Below are 23,058 nucleotides of genomic sequence, written 5' to 3' on the forward strand. Positions count from 1 at the left end.
TATATTAATAAATAAAGCCACTTGTAATAAGTGGCTTTATTTTAATGACTTATATTAAACAGTATTGAAAGAGTTTTCTAAGAAGTTATCGGTAAGTAATGATGTAGGTACGATAGTATGCGTTGTATTAGTTACACTTGATACTGTCGAAGTTACACCACCGAGTAAGCTACCACCAGTTAATCCACCTAGTAAATTAGAAATAACATCTAATCCGCCTTCACCAGTCACACCGCCCGTTAAGCTACCCACGATATCTGTTACGATGCCGATAGGGGGGTTGTCTGTACCGCCAGTAACGCCACCAGTTAAGCCGCCTAGAAGGTCGGTCACTAAGCCAAGAGGACTATTACCATCTACGCTACCAGTTAAACCGCCAAGTAAATCAGTGACTAAGCCTAGTGAGCTATCTCCACCAGTAACCCCACCAATAGTTCCTGTCAATCCACCAATGATTTCTGTTACTAAGCCAGTAGCAGTTGTGCCATTTGTAATTAGCGTATCGAGAATACCGGTAGCAGATTCAGTAGCACCTTGAATGTCTCCACCCACTAGATCAGAAATGACTTCAAGCGTGCCATTTACTGTGTCACGAGAAGTTTCGAAAGTTAATGTGCCGAGGTCTGCAAGTTCAGAAACAGGATGTTCTGCTTGTGGGAGAATGCTGATAATTGTATCTGCAACTGTATCAATGCCAGTGTTGATAATTTCAGTTTTTAAGCTTTCTACGCCCTGAAGAATATCAATACCGCCTTGAACAACATCAATCACTGGAGAGATTGGGGAAGTTCCACCACCGATACCACCTGTTACACCACCAATAATGTCAGTAATTACTTCAAGTGGGTTGCCATCAACACCACCAGTTACACCGCCGATGATGTCAGTAATTACTTCAAGCGGGTTACCGTCAACACCACCAGTTACACCGCCGATAATGTCAGTTACGATTTCAAGAGGATTACCACTAACACCGCCAGTTACACCACCAATAATGTCGGTTACCACGCCAAGTGGGCTATCACCACTTGTTGCGCCGCCGATAATGTTATTAATAATTCCAGTAGCAGTTGTGCCATTTGTAATCAGCGTATCGAGAATACCGGTAGCAGATTCAGTAGCACCTTGGATATCACCACCAACTAAATCAGAAACAACTTCAAGTGCACCGTTTACTGTGTCACGAGAAGTTTCGAAAGTTAAAGTGCCAAGATCTGCTAGGTCTGAAACAGGATATTCAGTTTGTGGAAGAATACCAATAATAGTATCAGCAACAGTGTCGATACCAGTATTGATGATCTCAGTTTTTAGGCTCTCTACACCTTGTAGAATATCAATGCCGCCTTGAACGACATCAATGACTGGAGCGATTGGAGATGTGCCATCACCGATACCGCCAGTTACGCCGCCGATAATATCAGTAATTACTTCAAGCGGATTACCGTCAACACCACCAGTTACACCACCGATAATATCAGTAATTACTTCAAGCGGATTACCATCAACACCGCCAGTTACACCGCCGATAATATCAGTAATTACTTCAAGTGGGTTGCCATCAACGCCACCAGTTACACCACCAACGACGTCTGTAATGCTTCCGACAACGTCAGTAACAATACCTGTCGCAGTTGTACCATTAGTGATTAATGTTTCAACGACACCAGTAGCAGACTCAGTTGCGCCTTGAATGTCTCCACCCACTAGATCAGAAATGACTTCAAGCGTGCCATTTACTGTGTCACGAGAAGTTTCGAAAGTTAGAGTGCCAAGATCAGCAATTTCAGAAACAGGGTGTTCAGTTTGAGGAAGGACACCAATGATAGTATCAGCAACAGTGTCGATACCTGTGTTGATGATTTCAGTTTTTAGGCTTTCAACACCCTGAAGAATGTCGATGCCACCTTGAACAACGTCAATAACTGGAGCAATGGGAGAAGTTCCAAGATCAATACCGCCAGTTACTCCGCCAATAATATTAGTTACTGTGTCTACAGGACTTGTAGAACCGATACTGCCAGTAACAGTACCAACGGCATCAGAAACAAGGCCTGTTGTGGTTGTTGTAAGGGTATTTGTTACTGTAGATAGAGTATCTGAAAGTAAACCAGAAGTTGATATCTGGCCTTCAATAGAAGAGCTACCAGTTACAGTAGTGTTCACCGATACAATATTACCCAAATCTTGAGTAATTTTTGATATCGAAGATACGAGGTTTGTTAGTAAGAACATGTTGGTCTATTTCCTATATAATTTTGTATTTTTAAGTAAGTATTATTTATTGCGCTTTATAATTAATGAGATGTGTATCTCAATAATTGCGATTTAGTATTGGTTAGATCTCAAAAGCTGTCAATGTGTATTTTTAGTCACATTTTTTGTTGTTAAATAATATTTAAAGAAATAATAATTTATTTAATTTAGACATAAAAATAATAATAATTTTTATATTATATAATTTTAACTAATTATTTTTTTAATCATATTTTCACTTATTTGAAGCATTATCATAGTTAAATTTCAAACAGTCTTATAATGGTTAGGTTCAACCAGAAATATATTATTTATATAATGTTGACTAAAACAGTAGCCTTTATCTTCTAGATAGATGGCAAAAAGCTTCAAAAACTCTATAAAACTTATTTGAAAAAAAATATTTCAGATACATCTTTGGTGAGCAAAGTTTCAATAATTTTAGCTATAAAGCTATGTAAACTAGAGTGATGGCTAAGAACTAGACGTTTGATGACAGAAAGATGAAAAAAGGCTTCCTAAGCCTTAAAAAATGCGTATAATGCGCAACATCAAGTACGCGCTCATAGCTCAGCTGGATAGAGCACTTGGCTACGAACTAAGGGGTCGGGAGTTCGAATCTCTCTGAGCGCACCACTTGAAGAATTAACCGCTATCTAGCGGTTTTTTTGTGCCTGTTTTTTATTATTTTAATTTAAAAGCTAGTGCTCTCATGGCAACCAGCTCTTAAATGATTTGAAGTTGAAAAAAATTAGCCAAATGTTTTAAAACGGCTTTTGTCTTCAATAAAAGCTTTTTCACCTGCTTCGCCTTCAATTGCACCAAATACTAATTGGGCCCTTAGTTTCCATTGAGCAGGAATATCAAAAGCAGCATTAATTTTCTCATCGATAATTGGATTGTAATGTTGTAAAGAAGCTCCAATACCTTGTTCAGCCAATACATTCCATACTGCAAATTGTGCAATTGCTGTTGAGTGTTCAGACCAGACTGGGAAATTATCAGCATACAATTCAAATTGCTCTTGTAGACCTTTAATCACATCTTGGTCTTCAAAAAATAAAACTGTACCAGCACCCGCTGCAAAACTTTGAATTTTTTGTTCAGTTCCCGCTAGTGCTTCGGAAGGAACAATAGTTTTTAATACATCTAAAACAATATTCCAGAAATTTTGATGAGAGTCATTAAATAAAATTACAACGCGAGATGACTGAGAGTTAAATGCTGAAGGGCTATGTTTGACCGCTTCTTGAATTAACCCTTCAATCTCCGAAGGAGTATGTTGTAAGTTTTTCCCGATCGAATAAATAGAACGACGTTTTTTAATTAATTCTAAAAAGCTTGGCTGATTAAAAAGAGGGAACTCTTGAGTGGCTTGAGTAACCACATCTTTTGAGACTGTTGCTTTTTGATTTAAGCCAAATAATTTTGCAAAGAAAGACATGAGACATTCCACTAAGAAGGTGATGCTCTTATTGTAGAAATTTTAAAAACTGAAATAAGCTCAAAAAATATGAATCTACGTTCTATATATGCAACGTAGTTGATCTTCGAATCTCATAATAAGCTCTACTTTTAAACAAAATAAAAAATAGCCTTTGATTCATTTTAAAGCTGAAATGAATATGCTCTAATAGTTTCGATTTATTGAGTATTGATGCAGTGCAATGACTGAGCAAAAAACAGCTTTATCTTTACGTTACTATTTGAATTTAGAAGAGTCACAAGATGGATTTTCATTAGTGACATTTGGGAAAAAGCAATTTACCCGTTTTCTTACACCTGCAATTAGTATCGCAATTATTATTTGGGGATTTTATTTAGGTCTCTCTGGGGTTGGACGATATTATGTCGGGTTAGGCGTATTTTTTCTGGTGATGCAAGGCCTGATGCGTTACTGGCTTTTACCTATGTTATTTAAGCGTCAATTTGTCCGTTACCAGTTTGGAAAGAGTGAGCAGGGAATCGACTTATATCAAGATTACTTTGAGCTTTATGCCAATGGTCGTAAGCAGGTGATGCAATATACGGATGTGCAAACTTTTGCTAAAGGTAAATTGACCTACATGCTTGAGCTAAAGAATAAAACTGTAATTATTGTACCAAAGCGCGCATTTGCACAGGTTTCAGATCAAACCATATTTGAAAATACATTTAAGAAATAAATTATTGGAATTATTAGCTGCAACAACAAAGGAAGCCTCATGAATACACGTCCTTCAAAAATCGTTTGCGTGGGCAGAAGTTACGCCGATCATGTCAAAGAATTAAATAATGCTATGCCTGACAGCCCTATATTATTTATTAAACCACCGAGTAGTTTGATTGGTTTAAATGACGGTATTTCTTGGAATCCAGCGTGGGGCAGTTGCCATTTTGAATGTGAGTTGGTGTTACGTATTGATCAACCTTTGAAAGGTGAAACAGATCCTGAAAAAGCATTAAAAGCGATTGGGGCAGTAACTTTAGGTCTTGATTTAACAATGCGTGATTTACAGAATGATCTGAAAAGTAAAGGCCACCCATGGGAGCGAGCTAAAGCTTTTGATGGTGCTTGTGTTTTGGCCGATTGGGTTGATACAAAAGAAATTACCAATTGGCAAGAGACCAAATTCACTTTCCATATTAATGATGAATTGCGTCAAGATGGTAATACTGCACTGTTAATGTTTACTATTGGTGAACTTTTAACTGATATTAATCAGGTTTTTTCACTAGAACCAGGTGATGTGATTATGACAGGTTCACCTGCTGGGGTTGGGCCATTACATGCAGGCGATCAGTTGAAAATGACATTAAAAGGTGCAACGCAAGATTTTGCATGGGAAACTTTTGTAAAAGCATAACCCATTCTTAAAATTGCCAATAAAAAACCCTATTATTTTTTTTAATAATAGGGTTTTTTATTGGGTAGGAAAGAGTTTCTATACTATTAAGTAGTTTTACTTTCTTATTTCTCTTCAAAAATTGTTGAGAGCGGAATAGAAAGTTTTGCTGCTAAATAATCATTAGATTCGACCAAGGCAGGTCCTATTTTTTCCATCCATTCATCGTCATCGTGTACATTTAGAACATCTTCACGTAATGGCAGAGGGTATGGAAGAGCAGTGAAAAAGCTCCAGAAGTCAACTTGGGATAAATTGCGCGCGAGAACATATTCATCTTTATCGGTACGTTTAACCAAATTTTGCTCTTCAAGCAAAAGTACATAAGCTGGCCAGCGGCCAATCTCTCCACGACCTAAAATTTCTAAAGCTTCTTTGTCACTTACACTTTCACCGAGTTTCTGTTTTTTATAAAACAGCTCGAGAATATCTAATAGCATTAAAACAGGATGACGTTTCTGCTCTTTACCCGAGTGAAAAGCAGTTAGAGCAAAACTTACTTCTACACCAAGTAAAATAATGTTCCATGAAAGAAAGATCCATAGAAGGAAAATTGGCACTGCTGCAAATGCACCATAAATAATTTCATAACTAGTGAAATTTGACATCACAAAGCTAAAGAAATTTTTGAGTATTTCGAACAGTACAGCACTTAAACACGCCGCTATTCCTGCTGCATAAACTGGGACTGTACGATTGGGAATGGTCCAATATAAAATGAAGAAACCCAAAATAGTGAGTACAAAAGAAATTAGCCAGAGTAGAAATGCGCCATCAAGTTGATAACCTGTGAAGTTATTGCTTAATAAGTTCATCGATGCAACTGTTGATGAAATAACAAATGCACTGCCTAAAATAATCGGACCTAAAGAGATGATTGTCCAATAGCGCATAAAGCCCATAATGCCACTACGAGTTTCTTTTACACGCCAAATACGGTTAAAGACGGTTTCAATTGAGGTCAGCATTAAGACAGTAGTAACGAATAAAAAAATCACACCAATAACGGTTAAGTTGCTAGATTTTTCTGTAAAAGCATTTAGCGCTTTATCAAATGCGATCGTGCTCTTCGGTAAAAAATTACTATAGATTAAATGTTGCAGCTGTTGTCTTGCGGGTTCTAACGCTTTGATTGAAGAAATAATTACTAAAAAAACCGTTAACATCGGCACAACTGCGAATAGCGTTGTATAGGTGAGAGAGCCAGCTTGTTCACGGCACCGATCAGCTTCAAAACGCTTAAATACATATAAAACGAACTGAAACCAGGTTTTATTATAAAAAGGAAGCTTACTTAAAAAACGTTGTAACATGCGTCGTCTATCCCGATTTTTTTAATCATCATCTTGGGCGATTGATAGCTTATCAAAGTATGAGCTTAAGAACTCAAATCGTAGATTAAAGCGAAATAATAACTTATAGAATTAAAGTCGTTCTGTAAGTTTACTATGTGCTATAGAAAGAATAATTGTAGCCATAAACTTTTTTCAACAAAGTAGGCTTTCTGTTGTCTAAGCAAGGGTTTACCAAAAGTAGATAAACTTTTTACTCGATGAGTCCGAGAAATTTGCTCGTGTTATCTTTTGTATTGCACCATCAATCACCTCTAGAATTTCATAAAATTGGTTGCGCCAAAAAAATAAAAAATCCCGTATAGTGTTCTTTTTAACAAAATTTATGAAACCGATGCAACCTTACATTCTTGTACTCTATTACAGCAAATATGGTTCTACTAAAGAAATGGCTCATTTAATTGCCAACGGTGTTGAGTCTGCGGGTATGTCAGTGAAAATTCGGACAGTACCAAATATTGCTCCAGCTGTCACAATAGCCGAGCCAAGCATTCCGGAAGAAGGTGATATCTATTGTACGTTAGATGATCTAGCGAATTGTTCAGGTTTAGCGTTAGGTTCTCCAACCCGTTTTGGCAATATGGCAAGTGAAATGAAATATTTTTGGGATCAAACAACCAGTCTTTGGCTCAATGGGGCATTACATAATAAACCTGCTTGCGTTTTTACTTCTTCTGGTTCAATGCATGGTGGGCAGGAAAGTACTTTACTCACTATGCTACCGCCGTTATTTCATCATGGCATGATGATTTTGGGATTACCTAATGCAATTCCAGCCTTATCTAATACTAAAACAGGGGGAACACCTTATGGCGCAAGCCATGTAAGTGGACCGCGTCATGACCAAAACTTAAGTCAGGATGAAAAGATTTTGTGTGAAGCTCAAGGCAAACGTTTAGGAGAGGTTGCCAAAAAGCTTTTAGTTTAGTTTTGAGCAAATAAAAAAGAGCGGATATCCGCTCTTTTTTAGGTGTACATCTTATTCTTTTACAAAAGTAACTTTGCCATCTGTAAGAGAGTGTACACGTGCTAATGATTCAACGCGGTAGCCTTTTTCAAGCAATAAATCACGACCTGGTTGGAATGATTTCTCAATCACAATACCCACACCTACAACTTCTGCATTTGCTTGGTGAATTAAATCAATCAGGCCTAATGCTGCTTGACCATTTGCCAAGAAGTCATCAATAACTAATGCTTTATCAGTTGAATGAAGATGTTTATTTGAAATCGCAATCGTGCTTTCAGTTTGTTTAGTAAAACTAAATACTTTAGAGCGATATAAGTCATCTTTTAAGGTCAATGACTGATATTTGCGAGCAAAAATTACAGGTACACCAAGTTCTAAACCTGCCATGATTGCAGGTGCAATACCTGATGCTTCAATGGTAATAATCTTGGTAATCCCTGCATCTTTAAAGCGAGCGGCAAATTCTTTACCAATCTGCTGCATTAATACAGGATCAATTTGGTGGTTTAAGAAAGCGTCGACTTTCAAGACTTGATCAGATAGAACGATACCTTCTGTTAAGATTTTCTGTTCTAGTGCGTGCACGGGAGAATCCTCTAGACGGATGCTTTTTAAAGCAAATGCGTATTTTAAAAAGCATCCAAAAAAATGCAAGCTTTAATTCGTCTTACCTGTATAACTTGTTAATAACAATCCATAAGAAGTTTTACCATCAATATGACTGACTTTAACTGGTAAATAATCTAATTTCGGAGCTAACCAAAAGATTGTACTGCGTTCAGGTTTGTTGTGTTGTAAAACCACTTTAATGGTATCGAATGTTCCATAAGAGGTTTTAATTTTCTCATTACCTTGTTTTACAAATCGACGATTTTCAACTTCTTTTGCATCTGCAAGTGGATAAGAGGTCTTCAGTGAACCATTCTTTAAATCTTCACGCAGTTGTAACTCTGCGTTTAACTCATCAAGGACGCCTGCCTGCCAAGCAAATGAACGAGCTTTATCATCTTTCTTGGTAGAGATAGTTTTGCTATTTGGATTAAAGTTAATACTCATGGTGTTGTTATGAATCAAAATTTTGCTGGTACGGCTAAAACTTTGAGACCCAATTTTACCATTGGTGAAACTAAATTTACTTGTTTCACTTGCGGACGCAATTCCGCCTGCTTTTGCAGTGAATTTATAAGTCCAGTTATTACCTTGCTGGCTTAAGGCACGTGTAGCTGATCCCATACCTTTATTATTGTAAGTAAACTGATAATTCGCCTGAAATGGGCTCATGGCAAGTGCATGGCTTGAGAAGCCTGCAAAAAGCAAAGTTGTTGAAATACCTGTTGCGATGCCAAATGATTTCAGAAATTTTGTTGCCATAAGTAAATATCCTTGTACAGACTAAAAAGTCAGTGCTGATGCATCTGTAACTTAAACATATTATGCCTGTTGATCATGGAGAAAAAATCAGGATTTATGCTAAATGTGTAATCTATTTGTGTTTTTTGGCAGTTAGTTCATCTTCATTTATAAACCGTTTACTCATTTTTTTGCTGAATTGGCGTTATTTCAGAATCTGTGAATTCTTCTTCAAAATCGTCGTCCTGATCACGAGAAAGTAAGGCTGCTAAATTCACATTTCCAAATACAACTAACTCAGCTTCACGCACTCGTGCGTAATTTATATGTACTTTGCCTAATGTTTCGATGATGCTGGCTTTTTTGCCAAACCAACGGTTGAGATCAAGAAAAATGAGTTCATCGCGTTCTTCTGCTACATTAAAACGTTCAAGAATCATTCCCAAAGGGTCTTTTTTCAAAATTTTATGGTAATAAAAAACTGCGGCTTTTACGGCGATCTTTTGCCAAAAGTTTTTATATTTCGCTTCAATAATTTGTGTATTGCTAATTTGTTCAAAAACTAAAAGTTGTTGTTCTTTATTAAATTCCATCTGGATCAGTTTTAAATCAACCGATAGTGTGGTTTCTAAACCTTTTACATGCATGGTTGCATATAACCTTAACCAGTCATGATAAAGATCTGCATGCAGGTCATCTAAAAACTCAACATTATTGGTGACATAACGTTGCAAAGTAGCATTCAGAAAGGTTTGCGATAATGTAAAATCTCTTTCTTCCTCAATGAATGCTTCTGCTTTTTTATAGACTTTTTGAAGGCGTCTGACTAATGAGGAAAATAGCGTTTGCATAAAAGAACTTCCAGAAGATAATTTACTAAAGAGCCCACACAATCTTTATTATGATAAAAAACGGGTTTTGATATTGCAGTGTAGCAAATTTACTTGATACATTTTGACAAAATGAAAATGGATAAAACCCTATATTTGAAGTGAATCACACTTTTATCCATATTTGAATATCAGTTTGTATTTTATTCGGTATTAAACCTTGGGGAAAAGGCATTTATATGCTTTTAAGATTATGTTGAACAAAAGAAGTTTATCCATAGAGCCTTTTCATCATTGGTGGCAAGACCGAGTCTTTATTGCCGCAACAATATTGGCAATCTTACTGCATATTTTTGTATTGCTCATTCACTTTGCCATGCCTAGCCCCTCAGAGCAATCTACTAAAGAAATTGCAATTTCAATTCGGCCAAGCAATGAGCCAGTTCATCAGGCAGATTTTTTGGCACAAGCAGATCAGCAAGGCTCGGGCGCCTTTCGTGAAGCTCATCGGACTTCTAGTGATACTCCAAATCCGAGGCTCAATGATGCTTCAACTGGAGATACTGAGTTAGAAAGTTTGCAAAAGATTCATCAACAAAGAGAGCTTAAATTTGAAGAAAAAGTTTTAATGACGGTTTTGAGTTGGCAGAAACAAGCGGACGCAAGCCAAAGAAAAAAAGAACTAGAACAACTACAAAGTCAATTTCAAGCAAAAGCTGCCATGGTTGCAAGCCTTGAAGCACAATATTTGCAACGCCAACAAGATTTCAGCCGTCAGCAAAAAATTAAAACAGTAGATGGTATTCAAGCAAAGAAAGATGCTTCAGCTATTTATTTAGATAAATTTCGTGAAAAAGTAGAGCTTTACGGTAATCGCTATTACCCTGAAGAAGCCAAACAGCAACAGCTAAGAGGTGAAGTGCGTTTAATGGTTATTTTGAATGCTCAAGGCGGAATTCGTGCAATCCGTCTGCTTGAAAGCTCAGGGCATTCAATACTAGATGAAGCTGCTAAGTCTTCAGTACGTCGCGGTGCACCATTTGGACATTTTGATGCCAACATGAAAGATATTTCGGAGTTACGTATTGTACGTACTTGGCGTTTTGACCCAGCTGAAGCTGAATTTGAGGTTCACTAATTAAAAAATGTGGATAACTTTTAGGATATCCACATTTTACTAATAATCACATTATTCCTGATAAGGGTTAGCAATATTGAGTTTTGCTAAAATTTCAATTTCTAAGCCTTCCATTTCTTCTGCATCTTCATCACTAGTTTCATGGTCATAGCCAAGCAAATGTAAAACACCATGTACTAATAGATGTGCAAAATGATTTTGGGCAGTTTTTTTCTGTTCTAATGCTTCTTGTAATACCACTGGAATACAAATAACTAAATCACCTAGAGGTAAGGCATCTAGCATTGGTAAAACTTCTTCTGGAATATCACTTGGGAAAGATAAAACATTAGTTGGTTTATCTTTTTCTCGGTATTGCAAATTGAGTTGCTGGCTTTCTTCCAGATCAACGCAAGCAACCCCAATTTCACAATCTTCTTTATAACCAACGTGGCGTAAAGTTGTCTCAATAATTTTTTTGAGTTGAGCTCGTTTGAGCTCTAACTCAGGTGATTGAAAGTCTTGTTGTAAACTTAAACTGATTTTCAAAATGAATCCTTAAGCATCCTGATGTTGCAAGTCTGCTGCTGTATCGTTTTCAGCAACTAATGCTTCTTGACGTGCTTTACGTTCAGCACGTGCTTCAGCATTAAGACGCTGTTGTTCACCATCCCAACCTTCATACGCTTCAACAATTTTTTGAACAAGTTGATGACGTACAACGTCACGGGAATGGAAACGGGTAATATGAATTTCTTTAATGTTCTCGAGTACACGTAGTGCATGTGCCAAACCAGATTGTTGGCCTCGAGGTAAATCTACTTGGGTAATATCACCTGTAATCACTGCACGAGAACCAAAACCTAAACGGGTCAAGAACATTTTCATTTGTTCTGGCGTTGTGTTTTGGGCTTCATCCAAAATTACAAATGAATGGTTAAGTGTGCGACCACGCATATATGCAAGAGGTGCAACTTCAATCACTTGACGCTCGATTAACTTGGCAACTTTTTCGAAGCCGAGCATTTCGTAAAGAGCATCGTAAAGAGGGCGTAGGTATGGGTCGATTTTCTGAGTTAAATCACCCGGTAAGAAACCTAGCTTTTCTCCAGCTTCTACAGCAGGACGTACAAGTAAAATCCGTTGGATTTCATTACGTTCGAGCATATCTACTGCGGCGGCAACTGCTAAATAGGTTTTACCTGTACCCGCAGGGCCAACACCAAAAGAAATATCGCTTTGCAAAATACGTTGTACGTAGCGTTTTTGATTGGCACCACGTGGGTTAATACGGCCTTTTCGAGTTTGGAAATAGACATCCATTGGTGCATCATGTTCATCCATTTCTTCTCCAACTAACTCGAAATTACGTTCAGTTTGAGAAGATTGAATTAACAGATGCAACAGATCTGCACTGATTTGCTGGGATACCTCAGACTCTTCGTAGAGTCGTTGCAATAATGCTTCGGCTCTCCCAACAGCATCTATCTCACCATCGATATGAAAAACATCTCCACGATGAGTAATTTTGACATCTAAACGCTGTTCAATTTGCTTAAGGTGCCCATTATAGGCACCCAAGATGCTCTTTAAACGTTCCATTGAAATTTCAGGAAATGTTACGGTACGTCGAATCGCTGCAGTCAAGAGAAAACCTTTCAGTAGACTTTAGAATACCTCTACATTACGCCACGTCAGGCTCAAGATTCAAGAGCTCACCGTAAACTAAATTTAAAGTTTTAATTTCAGTAATCTCGATCTCTGCAAAACGACCTACCCAAGAAGCATCACCTACAAAAGTGACTAGACGTGTATTATCGGCTGTGCCTAGTAAAATATTAGGGTCTTGGTCCGAAACTTTTTCAATAAGAACACGTTCAATTTTGCCAAGCATTGCATCAGTTTTTTCAATGCTAGATTGTTTAATCACTTTTTGAACTTGAGCTAAACGCTCTTTTTTAACGTGTTCAGGCGTAGTATCAGGCAAGTCTGATGCAGGTGTACCTGGACGTTTTGAATAAACAAAGCTATATGAATGATCAAAATCTAAGTCTTTGATAAATTGAAGTGTTTCGGCAAAGTTTTCATCAGTTTCACCAGGGAAACCAATAATAAAGTCACTCGATAAGTGCATATCAGGACGTATTTTTCTTAATTTGGCAATCTTGTCGATATAAACATCAATCGTATGATTTCGCTTCATTGCCTGTAAAACATCATTTGATCCACTTTGAACAGGTAAGTGTAAATGCGACACCATTTGAGGTAAATCTTCATAACACTGAATTAGCTCGTCAGAGAACTCAAGTGGGTGCGATGTTGTATAACGTAAACGTCCAATACCTGGAATTTCTGCAACGAGTCGTAACAATTCAGGGAAGGTACAGATGCCACCTTCAAAGGTTTCTCCGCGATATCCATTTACATTCTGACCCAGAAGTGAAATTTCACGGACACCTTTTTCCGCAAGACCTGCAATTTCTGCAAGTACATCATCTAATGGACGAGAAACTTCTTCACCTCGTGTGTAAGGAACTACACAGAAAGAACAGTATTTAGAGCAGCCTTCCATAATAGAAACGAATGCTTTAAAGCCTTCTACACGTGGTTCGGGTAAAAAGTCGAATTTTTCAATATCTGGGAAAGAAATATCAACCAGTTTGATTTTATCTTTTTTAGGTTTTTCTACTTGAGCATTATGTTGATCAAGCATTTGCGGTAAACGGTGTAATGTTTGTGGACCAAAAATCATGTCTACATAAGGCGCACGTTTTTGAATGTTGTCACCTTCTTGAGATGCAACACACCCACCCACACCAATCACAAGATCAGGGTTTTTGTCTTTGAGTTTACGCCAGCGGCCTAATTCACTAAATACTTTTTCCTGCGCTTTTTCACGAATAGAACACGTATTCATGAGCAGAATGTCTGCTTCATTAGGGTTGGTCGTTAAAACGTAGCCGTGAGAATCCCCTAAAAGGTCTGCCATACGGTGACTGTCATACTCATTCATCTGACACCCTTGAGTTTCAATATAAAGTTTTTTTATTGAAACATCAGTGGTGTGCGTTGGCTGGGTAACAGTGTTTTCTGAGGCAGCTTTGGCACCATTGGGAATGAAGGTTTGAACCGTCATGCAGGCTCCTAACAGATCGATCTAAAAAAGAATAAATTGGCCCAAAATGGGTCAAACCATCTATTATAGCAGTATTTGAGCTGAACCGATAACAGTAAACTTTCAGAACATGACACAGTTTTTGTGAAGTAAATTAGGCGAATTTTAATGATGTTGAATCATAGAGTTACATAACACAACAAAAGAAAGCACGAAGAATAATTAAACTATGCGTTGAAGGTGAATAGTCAGGGTTTAGCACATATATGAGACCAAGTAGAAAGAGCTCATCAATCCATAGTCGTGTAATGAAAAATAAATATATGCATCGTAGCTGGTTAGGAGCTATGTGTTTACTTGGTTGTTCATTTACCTATGCTGCCGAAGAGCAGTTTAATGATGCACTAAATGCTGCAAATAGTGGTAATACTGCGTTATTAGACCAATATCAGCTTGCTATGCAAAATGATGTGTTGGGATATTACCCAGAATATTGGAAACTTAATACAAACCTTGGCTTTCAACCTACTGCCTCTATCGTAAGCTTTGCTCAACGCTATCCACAATCAGCAATGGCTGAAAAATTAGCAGCCGATTATGTTGAAGAAAAAGTTAAACAAGCTGACTTTGCATCTGCACAACCCGTCTTATCTTATGTCACCAACCCTGACCAAGCCGAAAATTGTGCTTTGGCACAGGTGCGGGCGAAAAGCGGTGATGCATTAGTTTTTGCTGAATATAAAGATGTTTGGTTAGCAACTGAGTCACAACCAGAATCTTGCTTGGGTTTAGGGCGCATGATGTTATCTAGCCCTTTAATGAGCGCACAAGATAAACAACAACGTCTATGGGTGCAGTTGCGTTCAGGTCTGTCTGGGCAAGCGCTTGCTACAGCACAGACTTTGGGTTTGAATTTGTCTTTGGCTCAGCTTAACCAAATTCAGGCTAACCCACTTAACTATTTATGGAGTGCGCCTAAGACAAATGATGCAGATTATGCTTATTTGATTTTTGCGTTAGGGCGTTTAGCTAATAATGACTTAAGTAATGCTTTTTCAAATGTGCAGCGTGTTGCCCAAGGTACGCCACAAAATGTACAAAAATATTTATATCGTACGGTAGCCTATATTGGTGGCACCACGGTAATGAAAAATAATTTTAATCGTGAAGTTCTTCAATACTTTGATGCAAGTTATGGTTATCCATTAAGTCCGGAAGAAGCTGAAATTTATGCGCGCCAGGCGATTCGTTTTGGGGCGTGGGAAAGTTTAATTCGCGCTATTGATAGTATGACGGTAACCCAAAAACAAGAAGATCGCTGGCAATATTGGCTTGCTCGGGCATCAGAGCAGCGTGGAGATAGTGCTTCTAAAGCAACAGCGCAACAAATTTATAGAAAACTGGCTCAGGCTGGTGATGACTATCATAACCTTTTAGCAAAAGATCGCTTAGGTGAACGTTATAACCATCAACCTTATGATGATCAGCCAACGGCAAGTGATTTAAGACGTTTAGATCAGAATATTCACTTTAATCGTGCTTTTACTTTAAGACGTATTAATGCAAATCCAACTTACACGAATCGAGAGTGGAATTGGGCAGTTCGTCAAGCATATCTTCAGCATGATGACGGTTTACTTTTAGCTGCGGCAAAGCGTGCTCATGACATGGGCTGGTATGACCGTGCAATTTATGCAGCAGATCGTACAACAAATAAGCATAATGATACTTATCGCTATGTGACTCCTCATAAGACTAATGTCGTAAGCCATAGTTACAATGCAGGAATTGACCCCGCATGGGCTTATGGTTTAATGCGTCAAGAAAGTCGGTTTGTTACTTCTGCGCGTTCTCACGTTGGGGCGGGCGGTCTTATGCAAATTATGCCTGATACAGCGAAGTTGATTGCACGTCAAATGGGTGAAACTTATAATCCGGCTGCATTAAATGAAATGAATACCAATATTCGATATGGAACATTTTATTTGTCGATGATTCAGGGACAATTAAGCAATAACCCTGTTTTGGCGACAGCAGGTTATAATGCGGGGCCTAATCGGGCTAGACGTTGGCAGCCGGACTATCAATCAATTTCGGCTGACCAATATACTGAGACAATTCCATTGTTAGAAACCAGAGACTATGTCAAGCACGTTATGACGAATGCAACACATTACGGCGTAATATTGGGTCAAGGCGCCCAGTCGTTATCGCAGCGTATGAAAGTCATTCCAATGCGTACGTCGCCTTAGCTTTAAGGTGGTTGATGATGGATCTTCTTTTAATTGGCATATTCAAGTTTTAATTAAATGAAATATAGATATTTGGAACTTCGTTCAATTTTGCAACTTGCATGGTGGCTCATCTGTGCGGGAGTAGGATTGATGAGTTCCGTTTTACATGCCGAACCTGTTAATTTACAGGGGTATGTTATGCATGTGCAAATGACACCTGCCGCATGTGCATTAGATCCCTCTAAACAAAAACAACGTAAATGTCTTGAAGGATATTCACTGACAATTACAGGCCTTATGCCGGAAACAAACCAAAGTAACTGCTCAACAGACAGTTCTGCAACCTTATCTCCATTGCAAGCCAAAGTCGTAGCTCGGGTTATGCCTGATAATAATGCTCGTGTACAGCTATGGAAAAGTGTAGGTGGATGCGTTCCTATGAATGCAAGCCAATATTTCCGTACGGTTATTAATTTCGCTGAACGTTTAAAAATTCCGGCCAGTCTCACAAGTTCAACAAATGTTGAAATGCAGCAATCTGCGTTAAGACAGCAGTTTGTACGTCTTAATCCGAGCTTACCTCAAAATGGTATCCGTTTTAGTTGTCAATTATCACGTTCGGATGTGGTCTTAACGGAAGTGAAAGTTTGTTACACGGTAAAGGGCCAATATAAACAGTGTGCAAATCATGTGGTATCGAATTGCCCTGGTGAAATCATGATTAAAGGTAGTTATTAAAGATTACAGACATTTCGTAAGGAAATGCTCACCATACATTGAATCTATTTGTAAAGATTAATTTGTATTTTCTATCAGACTTTTGGTGAAAACGAGTGGCTTTTACATGCATCTGCCAAATCTTTAGAGTACAATCTTTGCCGTTTATGATGATTTGGTTAGATGGAATTCCTATTTAGCCCGATTAAGGACACTCATTGGAGACAATTACATGAAGCAACCCGTTCGTGTTGCCGTGACTGGCGCTGCAGGTCAAATTGGTTACAGCTTATTATTCCGTATCGCAAGCGGTGAAATGTTAGGTAAAGATCAACCTGTTATTTTACAATTGCTTGAAGTTCCAGTTGAAAAAGCACAACAAGCGCTTAAAGGCGTAATGATGGAACTTGATGACTGTGCTTTCCCTTTATTGGCTGGCATGATCGGGACTGATGATCCGAAAGTTGCATTTAAAGATGCTGACTACGCATTATTGGTAGGTTCTCGTCCACGTGGTCCTGGTATGGAACGTGCTGACTTGTTAAAAGTTAACGGTGAAATTTTCATCGGCCAAGGTCAAGCATTAAACGAAGTTGCTAGCCGTAACGTTAAAGTATTAGTTGTAGGTAACCCTGCAAACACTAACGCTTACATCGCAATGAAATCTGCTCCAGATCTTCCAGCGAAAAACTTCACAGCGATGTTGCGTCTTGACCACAACCGTGCGTTGACTCAAGTTGCTCAAAAAGCTGGTGTTGCAGTTGCTGATATCGAAAACTTAACAGTTTGGGGCAACCACTCTCCAACAATGTATGCTGATTACCGTTTTGCAACTGCAAATGGCGAAAGCTTAAAAGACAAAATCAACGATCCAGCTTGGAACAAAGACGTATTCCTTCCAACTGTTGGTAAACGTGGTGCTGCGATCATCGAAGCGCGTGGTTTGTCTTCTGCTGCTTCTGCTGCTAACGCTGCAATTGACCATATGCGTGACTGGGCGCTTGGTACAAACGGCAAATGGGTAACTATGGGTATTCCATCTGATGGTTCTTATGGTATTCCTGAAGGCGTTATGTTCGGTTTCCCTGTTACAACTGAAAACGGTGAATACAAAATCGTTCAAGGTTTAGAAATCGATGAATTCAGCCGTGAGCGTATCAACTTCACTCTAAACGAGCTTGAAGAAGAACGTGCAGCAATTGCTGACATGGTAAAATAATTCATCAGCTTGATGAGTTAAAAAAGCACTCTTTTAGAGTGCTTTTTTATTAAATTCTGAAAAAGCAAACACAAAAAGCAACAAGAAAATATAGACACTATCATGCAAGTAAAAACGTTTTATTGTTAGATTAGTTAATAGATGATTTAAAAGAAGTTATAGGAGAATAACAATGTTTGAACAGCAACCGACTTTAGAGCTTTTATTTGATCAGTTGGGTTTAGCTTCTGATGAAGCAAGTATTGAAAACTTTATCAAAACACATCAATTGCCAGCCGAGCAAAAATTACATGAAGCGTCTTTTTGGTCAAAGGGCCAAAGCGATTTTTTGAAGAGTCATTGGGAAAAAGATGATGAGTGGATTGTGGTGATTGATGAACTGAATGAACAACTGCATGAAGACAGTGTGAAAAAATAATTTCAAAAAAATAAAGCCTGTTTTACAAGTAATACGTAAAACAGGCTTTATTGCATTAAGAGTTTAATGTGTTTTTACTTTTAATTTATCTTTATACCATGGCTCATGACGTACAAGGTCAAATACAGGTTGGCCATGAAGCAATTCAAGATCACATGTAGACGTTGATAAATATTTAGTTAACCAATGTCGTGTTAATGCTGACTCTTGTCGTGCTGCTGAAGCATATGCCAAGAAGAAATAGATATCAGCATGTTCATGATGTGCTAATGGCTTCAAAATTTGTTGAGTAATCAACGCAAAACGTTTTTCTTTATTTAGTTCAAAGTAAAGCATATAGGCTTTGGCTAAATGTAAAGACAAATTAAGATATAAGCTCAATGGCATTTCTTCATATTCCATGCGAGCTTGTTCAAGCAAGACAATAGCTTCTTGTAAGAAATGAAGTTGTTCTTGGCGAACACGACTTAATACTACAAGTTGCATGCGTAACTCAGCACGCTCTAAAGCAAGCTCAGGCGTATTTTCAGTCAAATAAAGTTGGTCTGTTTCACCAATTCGGTTCACAATTGTTTTACTTTCAATAGACATACGCCATCACCTTTTTTAATCAATAGCTCTTATATCGGGTTCATTTATCAAATTTAAAGAGTAACCTTTAAACCCAAATAGAATTTCCGCTACGAAGCCAAGCTGTAATAGAGAGTCTTTGCTGTTTTGAAATTAATACTTCATGTAGTAAATCGCTTTGGAATATTACCAGTCGATTGGGTTCGGGATTAACAATATGCCATTTCTCATTTTTATCTTGTAGTCGCAATTGTCCCCCCCAATCTTCTTGCCATTCTGGATGTAAATAATAGACAGTTGAGATAATACGATCATTTTTTTGTTGAGGATTGTCTCGGTGTAAAGCATAAAATTCACCCAAATTATAACGGGCAAAATGAGCTTCAACCTCTTTAATCCCTAAATAGAATGCTTGATTTAGACTTTGTGAAAATAAAGTTAAGGTTTCAATATGTTGCTGAGCAATAGGGAGCTGATCATTAATCCAGAGAATATGGTCGCTACGAATATTGCTTACAACGCCGTTTTGAATGCCTGCTTCTCTAAATTCATCCATATGATGGCTACATTCTTGAGAAACCTGTGCGCGATATTGATCTGGATATGCTTGATTTATAATGGCAAAGCCATGCGCATTTAAATCATCTAAAATTTGATCCAAATTCCATGAATCAGGAAGTGAGTGAGAACGCATATAACCTCGAGTAGATCGTAAAAATATCAAGCAGCTCTATTTTAGATGATCACAACCTTACGAAAGAATATTTTTTTCATGTTAAACTATTTGTTGAATTGAGGAATTAAAGTCAACATGAATTACCGTCACCATTTCCATGCGGGCAACTTTGCAGATGTTATGAAGCATGTGCTTTTGCTACAGCTTCTCAACCGTTTAAATGCTAAAGATAAACCTTATCGTTATATCGATACGCATGGAGGGGCCGGCAAATATGATTTATCTCTGGCACCTGCACAAAAGTCTGGAGAATTTCTCACAGGCATTCATCGTCTAGTTCAACTATCTGAAATGGAAAAGCGTCAGGCACCTGAAGCAATCCAACAATATTTGAAGTTAGTCGAACAATTGCGTTCTGAAGAAGGTAAGGGAAGCTATCCAGGTTCTCCTTGGTTCGCTCTGCAAGGCATGCGTGAAATCGACAAGGCGACTATATTTGAAATGCAGCGCGATGTATTTCAGCAATTACGTCATAACATTCGTGATAAACGTGCAGGTTTACATGAGCGTGATGCATATGAGGGCTTGCTCGGCGTAATTCCGCCAAAAGAAAAGCGCGGTCTGGTTATGATCGACCCTCCTTACGAATTAGAACGTAAAGACTTTCCGCAATTAGTTGAACTTTTACAACAAGCTTATAAAAAATGGCCAACAGGCGTTTTTGCAGTTTGGTATCCAATCAAAGACCGAGCGATGATTGAACGTTTTGAAAAGAAAATGTTTAAAACGGGCATCCGCCGTCAGTTAGTTTGTGAAATTTGTGTATGGCCAGATGACACCCCTGTAGGTCTAAATGGTTGTGGTCTATTAGTGATTAACCCACCTTGGCAGTTCTCTGAGCAAGCAGACCAAGCACTACAATGGTTATTCCCGCATCTTCGCATGCAAGAAACTGGTGGTCATGCTGCTGTTCGCTGGTTGGTAGGTGAGTAACAGTTAACTTAAATCAATGCACATGTTTGGAATAGAAAATAATGACAAATGCGCCTAAACCAGAGCAAGATTTAACTCATAATGAACATTCATTTGATGGGATTACATTTGAAGTGGTTGAAGAAGAAGATAATCCAGAAGGACAAAAAGTGAAGCGCCGAGGTATTTATCTTTGGCCTAACTTAATTACAACCGCTGCTCTGTTGTCCGGTTTCTATTCCATCATTGCAAGTATGAATGGGGATTTTAACCAAGCAATCTATGCCATTTTTATTGCAGCGCTATTAGATGGCTTAGATGGTCGAGTTGCTCGAGCGATTGGCGCACAAAGTGCTTTTGGCGAACAATATGATTCTCTCTCAGACTTGTTAGCTTTTGGTGTAGCTCCAGCAATGCTGATGTATAGCTGGAGTTTGCATGATTTAGGTCGTATTGGTCTGGCTTGTTGTTTTGTTTACACAGCCTGCGCAGCCTTCCGACTAGCGCGTTTTAATGTGCAAATAGGCGTTGTCGATAAACGTTATTTTATCGGCATTGCAAGTCCACTCGCTGCTATTATCATTATTTCACTGGTCTGGGTTGCTCGCGATTATCCTTTCATTTTTGATTTACGTGATATTGCGATTCAAACTATTAATGCTGTTCTTATGGTAATTGTGGGATTACTCATGATTTCCAATATTAAATATTATTCTTTCAAGCAGATGGATCGTAAACGCGTTCCTTTTGTAGTTATGTTGCCAGTAGTACTGATTTTTGCAGCAATCACTTATAATATTCCAATGGGCATTTTGACAGTTTCAATTATCTATGCTCTATCTGGTTTTGTTACGACTTTATTTGCACGCAAGAGTAATGAAACACTAAAAACATAAAATAGAAGAGGTTCAGTATGCCTAAGTTGATAAGTGAAATTAATCAATTACAGCAGCTGGGCCCTAATGCTAAAGAGGGGGTTGTTTATCAACCTTCTCGTGGCTTTTTTAAAATTGTTTATCAAGGCTTGATCCTTCCAAATTTACCAACTCCACTTCGTTATTTTAATTATATTAGTTTAGTGGGGCAGCCACGTATTCCTCTGTGTTATAACGCCCACAGCATTACAACTTCAGCTATCGACACTGCAACAGTGCTTGTAAGTAATAGCCAACATAGTGTGGGACATTTAAAAACATATTCTATTCGACGCCAATGCCAGTTTGATTCGACGCTATATCAATTTGATAAAACCGACCTGATTCAATGGCAAATTCCTATGATTCGCCTTCAGCGATTAGACTCGGAAATGGGGTGTGATCTTACGATTCAGATTCCAGAAAATATATCTAATGCCTCTGCTTTGCAGTGGGGTGTTTCTGACTATTGGTCAACACTATGTGTATGTGAAGGGGAAATTTTTTATAAAGGACAGAAATATCAAATTGAAGGGTTGGGGCGATTTAAACACGCGCGAGCTTTGCATTTGCCGTTCTTGTCTTTATGTTTCTATACATGCCAAATTATTAACTTAAATGAAACGACTCAGCTTACATTCTTACAAATAAGAAATCAGTGGAATATCATTCTATGTTCAAGATTAGATATTCAAGAATTTGGGAAGCCTGTTGAAAGTTTTACAGAAGACGTAAATTTACATATCCACCGAGTTTATCCAAAGGTTAAAACACCGAATGGTAAAGAGATGTACTTGCCTAGGGAGTTTTCTTGGCAATGTGAGAAAAATGGCAAAATAATTTTTGAACTTTATGCACAAAGTCGTGGTGACTATAAGTTTGGTTTGGCGGCGGGATATGTGGGAAGCTTTCAATATCAATTAAGCTGGAATGAACAGTGTTTGCAAGGAGAGGGTGGGTACTGTGAATATATTGATTGTCGTCCACTTAGATGGCAAGAAAAGAATCAAGACGAGAAAATTTTAGATAAATTGATGCTTTTACAACCATGTTTATATAAAAAATGACTATTTTTATCATTTTTGATTAAAAAGCGAACTGTTGTTGCGCTAATATTAAAAAAGGTATTGCAAAGGGGATGAGATGGTCTATAATGCACATCCATCGGCGGTGATGCAGATAGAAACTTGTTGAAAAACAGTTACTTGTGATTAAGTTGGTTGCTTTAAGTGATGAATTTGATGGTAAGTTGGTTTGAGAGATAAGTTTTAAAAATATCGAAATTACCTGTTGACTTTTAAGAGATTAAGAGTAATATAGCCGACCTAGCTTGCTGGTGACGAACCAGGAAGAAGATCATTAAGAGAATTGAAGAACAACTTGTGTGGATTTTTACTGATTGATTAATCGAAATAATTTTCATTGATTGATTGGTTTAAATTACTCGAAGTTTATTTGAGCGAAAT

Annotated in this window: 22 protein-coding genes, 1 tRNA gene and 1 pseudogene; 13 read left to right on the forward strand and 11 right to left on the reverse strand. The window is 38.0% G+C overall.

Annotated features, from left to right (window positions below):
* Positions 1 to 54: 54 nt before the first annotated feature.
* On the reverse strand, positions 55 to 2,232 hold the full coding sequence (locus WBW42_RS05825) for a beta strand repeat-containing protein (protein WP_032070615.1): 2,178 nt from the start codon (positions 2,230 to 2,232) through the stop codon (positions 55 to 57).
* Between the two features lie 372 nt (positions 2,233 to 2,604).
* On the opposite strand from WBW42_RS05825, the gene WBW42_RS05830 reads away from it, so the two are divergent.
* Both WBW42_RS05830 and WBW42_RS05835 read left to right on the forward strand, forming a co-directional pair.
* On the forward strand, positions 2,605 to 2,724 hold the full coding sequence (locus tag WBW42_RS05830) for a hypothetical protein (RefSeq protein WP_147548252.1): 120 nt from the start codon (positions 2,605 to 2,607) through the stop codon (positions 2,722 to 2,724).
* An 88-nt stretch (positions 2,725 to 2,812) separates the two neighbouring features.
* Positions 2,813 to 2,889: transfer RNA gene (locus WBW42_RS05835), tRNA-Arg, on the forward strand.
* Between the two features lie 115 nt (positions 2,890 to 3,004).
* Here the strand turns inward: WBW42_RS05835 and WBW42_RS05840 are convergent.
* Positions 3,005 to 3,697: a nitroreductase family protein gene (locus WBW42_RS05840; protein ID WP_032057390.1), complete on the reverse strand. Its 693-nt coding sequence runs from the start codon at positions 3,695 to 3,697 to the stop codon at positions 3,005 to 3,007.
* Positions 3,698 to 3,920: 223 nt separating this feature from the next.
* Here WBW42_RS05840 and WBW42_RS05845 point away from each other — a divergent pair, with 223 nt between their 5' ends.
* Positions 3,921 to 4,418: a YcxB family protein gene (locus WBW42_RS05845; RefSeq protein WP_005804627.1), complete on the forward strand. Its 498-nt coding sequence runs from the start codon at positions 3,921 to 3,923 to the stop codon at positions 4,416 to 4,418.
* Positions 4,419 to 4,457: 39 nt separating this feature from the next.
* Positions 4,458 to 5,099 carry a fumarylacetoacetate hydrolase family protein gene (locus tag WBW42_RS05850; protein ID WP_005078301.1) on the forward strand — a complete coding sequence of 214 codons (642 nt, stop codon included), beginning with the start codon at positions 4,458 to 4,460 and terminating at the stop codon, positions 5,097 to 5,099.
* A 104-nt stretch (positions 5,100 to 5,203) separates the two neighbouring features.
* On the opposite strand, the gene WBW42_RS05855 is transcribed toward WBW42_RS05850, so the two are convergent.
* Positions 5,204 to 6,451, reverse strand: coding sequence for a YihY family inner membrane protein (locus WBW42_RS05855; protein WP_284105161.1), 1,248 nt, complete (start codon positions 6,449 to 6,451; stop codon positions 5,204 to 5,206).
* A gap of 364 nt (positions 6,452 to 6,815) precedes the next feature.
* Here WBW42_RS05855 and wrbA point away from each other — a divergent pair, with 364 nt between their 5' ends.
* Complete coding sequence (gene wrbA, locus WBW42_RS05860) at positions 6,816 to 7,418, forward strand: NAD(P)H:quinone oxidoreductase (protein WP_005078299.1); 603 nt, start codon at positions 6,816 to 6,818, stop codon at positions 7,416 to 7,418.
* A gap of 51 nt (positions 7,419 to 7,469) precedes the next feature.
* On the opposite strand, the gene WBW42_RS05865 is transcribed toward wrbA, so the two are convergent.
* From WBW42_RS05865 to WBW42_RS05875, 3 genes are all read right to left on the reverse strand, one after another.
* On the reverse strand, positions 7,470 to 8,045 hold the full coding sequence (locus tag WBW42_RS05865; RefSeq protein ID WP_002119547.1) for a xanthine phosphoribosyltransferase: 576 nt from the start codon (positions 8,043 to 8,045) through the stop codon (positions 7,470 to 7,472).
* 72 nt (positions 8,046 to 8,117) lie between these two features.
* Positions 8,118 to 8,831 carry a DUF3108 domain-containing protein gene (locus WBW42_RS05870; protein ID WP_014207724.1) on the reverse strand — a complete coding sequence of 238 codons (714 nt, stop codon included), beginning with the start codon at positions 8,829 to 8,831 and terminating at the stop codon, positions 8,118 to 8,120.
* A gap of 158 nt (positions 8,832 to 8,989) precedes the next feature.
* Positions 8,990 to 9,661 (reverse strand): hypothetical protein, encoded by a 672-nt coding sequence (locus WBW42_RS05875; RefSeq protein WP_032057392.1) that lies wholly within the window; start codon positions 9,659 to 9,661, stop codon positions 8,990 to 8,992.
* A 232-nt stretch (positions 9,662 to 9,893) separates the two neighbouring features.
* On the opposite strand from WBW42_RS05875, the gene WBW42_RS05880 reads away from it, so the two are divergent.
* On the forward strand, positions 9,894 to 10,778 hold the full coding sequence (locus WBW42_RS05880; protein WP_032057394.1) for an energy transducer TonB: 885 nt from the start codon (positions 9,894 to 9,896) through the stop codon (positions 10,776 to 10,778).
* A gap of 51 nt (positions 10,779 to 10,829) precedes the next feature.
* Here WBW42_RS05880 and ybeY read toward each other — a convergent pair whose 3' ends face one another.
* Genes ybeY through miaB form a run of 3 tightly spaced genes read right to left on the reverse strand, consistent with a single transcriptional unit; the run spans position 10,830 to position 13,893 of the window.
* Positions 10,830 to 11,306, reverse strand: coding sequence for an rRNA maturation RNase YbeY (ybeY, locus tag WBW42_RS05885; RefSeq protein ID WP_017481656.1), 477 nt, complete (start codon positions 11,304 to 11,306; stop codon positions 10,830 to 10,832).
* Positions 11,307 to 11,315: 9 nt separating this feature from the next.
* Positions 11,316 to 12,404: a PhoH family protein gene (locus tag WBW42_RS05890; protein WP_002119513.1), complete on the reverse strand. Its 1,089-nt coding sequence runs from the start codon at positions 12,402 to 12,404 to the stop codon at positions 11,316 to 11,318.
* Between the two features lie 37 nt (positions 12,405 to 12,441).
* Positions 12,442 to 13,893, reverse strand: a complete 1,452-nt coding sequence (miaB, locus tag WBW42_RS05895) for a tRNA (N6-isopentenyl adenosine(37)-C2)-methylthiotransferase MiaB (protein WP_002119558.1) — start codon at positions 13,891 to 13,893, stop codon at positions 12,442 to 12,444.
* 287 nt (positions 13,894 to 14,180) lie between these two features.
* Between miaB and WBW42_RS05900 the strand changes: the two genes are divergently transcribed.
* From WBW42_RS05900 to WBW42_RS05915, 4 genes are all read left to right on the forward strand, one after another.
* Positions 14,181 to 16,124, forward strand: a complete 1,944-nt coding sequence (locus tag WBW42_RS05900) for a lytic transglycosylase domain-containing protein (RefSeq protein ID WP_032057396.1) — start codon at positions 14,181 to 14,183, stop codon at positions 16,122 to 16,124.
* Positions 16,125 to 16,181: 57 nt separating this feature from the next.
* Positions 16,182 to 16,844: a ribonuclease T2 family protein gene (locus tag WBW42_RS05905; RefSeq protein ID WP_005804634.1), complete on the forward strand. Its 663-nt coding sequence runs from the start codon at positions 16,182 to 16,184 to the stop codon at positions 16,842 to 16,844.
* Between the two features lie 211 nt (positions 16,845 to 17,055).
* Positions 17,056 to 18,042 (forward strand): malate dehydrogenase, encoded by a 987-nt coding sequence (locus WBW42_RS05910; RefSeq protein ID WP_002119517.1) that lies wholly within the window; start codon positions 17,056 to 17,058, stop codon positions 18,040 to 18,042.
* Between the two features lie 172 nt (positions 18,043 to 18,214).
* Complete coding sequence (locus WBW42_RS05915; RefSeq protein ID WP_013196798.1) at positions 18,215 to 18,460, forward strand: DUF2789 family protein; 246 nt, start codon at positions 18,215 to 18,217, stop codon at positions 18,458 to 18,460.
* A 63-nt stretch (positions 18,461 to 18,523) separates the two neighbouring features.
* Here WBW42_RS05915 and WBW42_RS05920 read toward each other — a convergent pair whose 3' ends face one another.
* Positions 18,524 to 19,051, reverse strand: coding sequence for a hypothetical protein (locus tag WBW42_RS05920; protein WP_002119538.1), 528 nt, complete (start codon positions 19,049 to 19,051; stop codon positions 18,524 to 18,526).
* Between the two features lie 67 nt (positions 19,052 to 19,118).
* Positions 19,119 to 19,724 (reverse strand): 2OG-Fe(II) oxygenase, encoded by a 606-nt coding sequence (locus tag WBW42_RS05925; RefSeq protein ID WP_014207717.1) that lies wholly within the window; start codon positions 19,722 to 19,724, stop codon positions 19,119 to 19,121.
* Between the two features lie 117 nt (positions 19,725 to 19,841).
* Here WBW42_RS05925 and WBW42_RS05930 point away from each other — a divergent pair, with 117 nt between their 5' ends.
* The 3 genes and pseudogenes from WBW42_RS05930 (at position 19,842) to WBW42_RS05940 (ending at position 22,678) form a co-directional block, all read left to right on the forward strand.
* A complete protein-coding gene (locus WBW42_RS05930) occupies positions 19,842 to 20,699 on the forward strand; it encodes a 23S rRNA (adenine(2030)-N(6))-methyltransferase RlmJ (RefSeq protein ID WP_002119552.1) in 858 nt (285 codons plus the stop codon).
* 41 nt (positions 20,700 to 20,740) lie between these two features.
* Positions 20,741 to 21,574 (forward strand): CDP-diacylglycerol--serine O-phosphatidyltransferase, encoded by an 834-nt coding sequence (gene pssA / locus WBW42_RS05935; protein ID WP_002119541.1) that lies wholly within the window; start codon positions 20,741 to 20,743, stop codon positions 21,572 to 21,574.
* 17 nt (positions 21,575 to 21,591) lie between these two features.
* A pseudogene (locus WBW42_RS05940) lies at positions 21,592 to 22,678 on the forward strand (DUF6670 family protein).
* The last annotated feature ends 380 nt before the right edge of the window (positions 22,679 to 23,058 follow it).

The organism is Acinetobacter sp. LT1 (assembly GCF_059800965.1).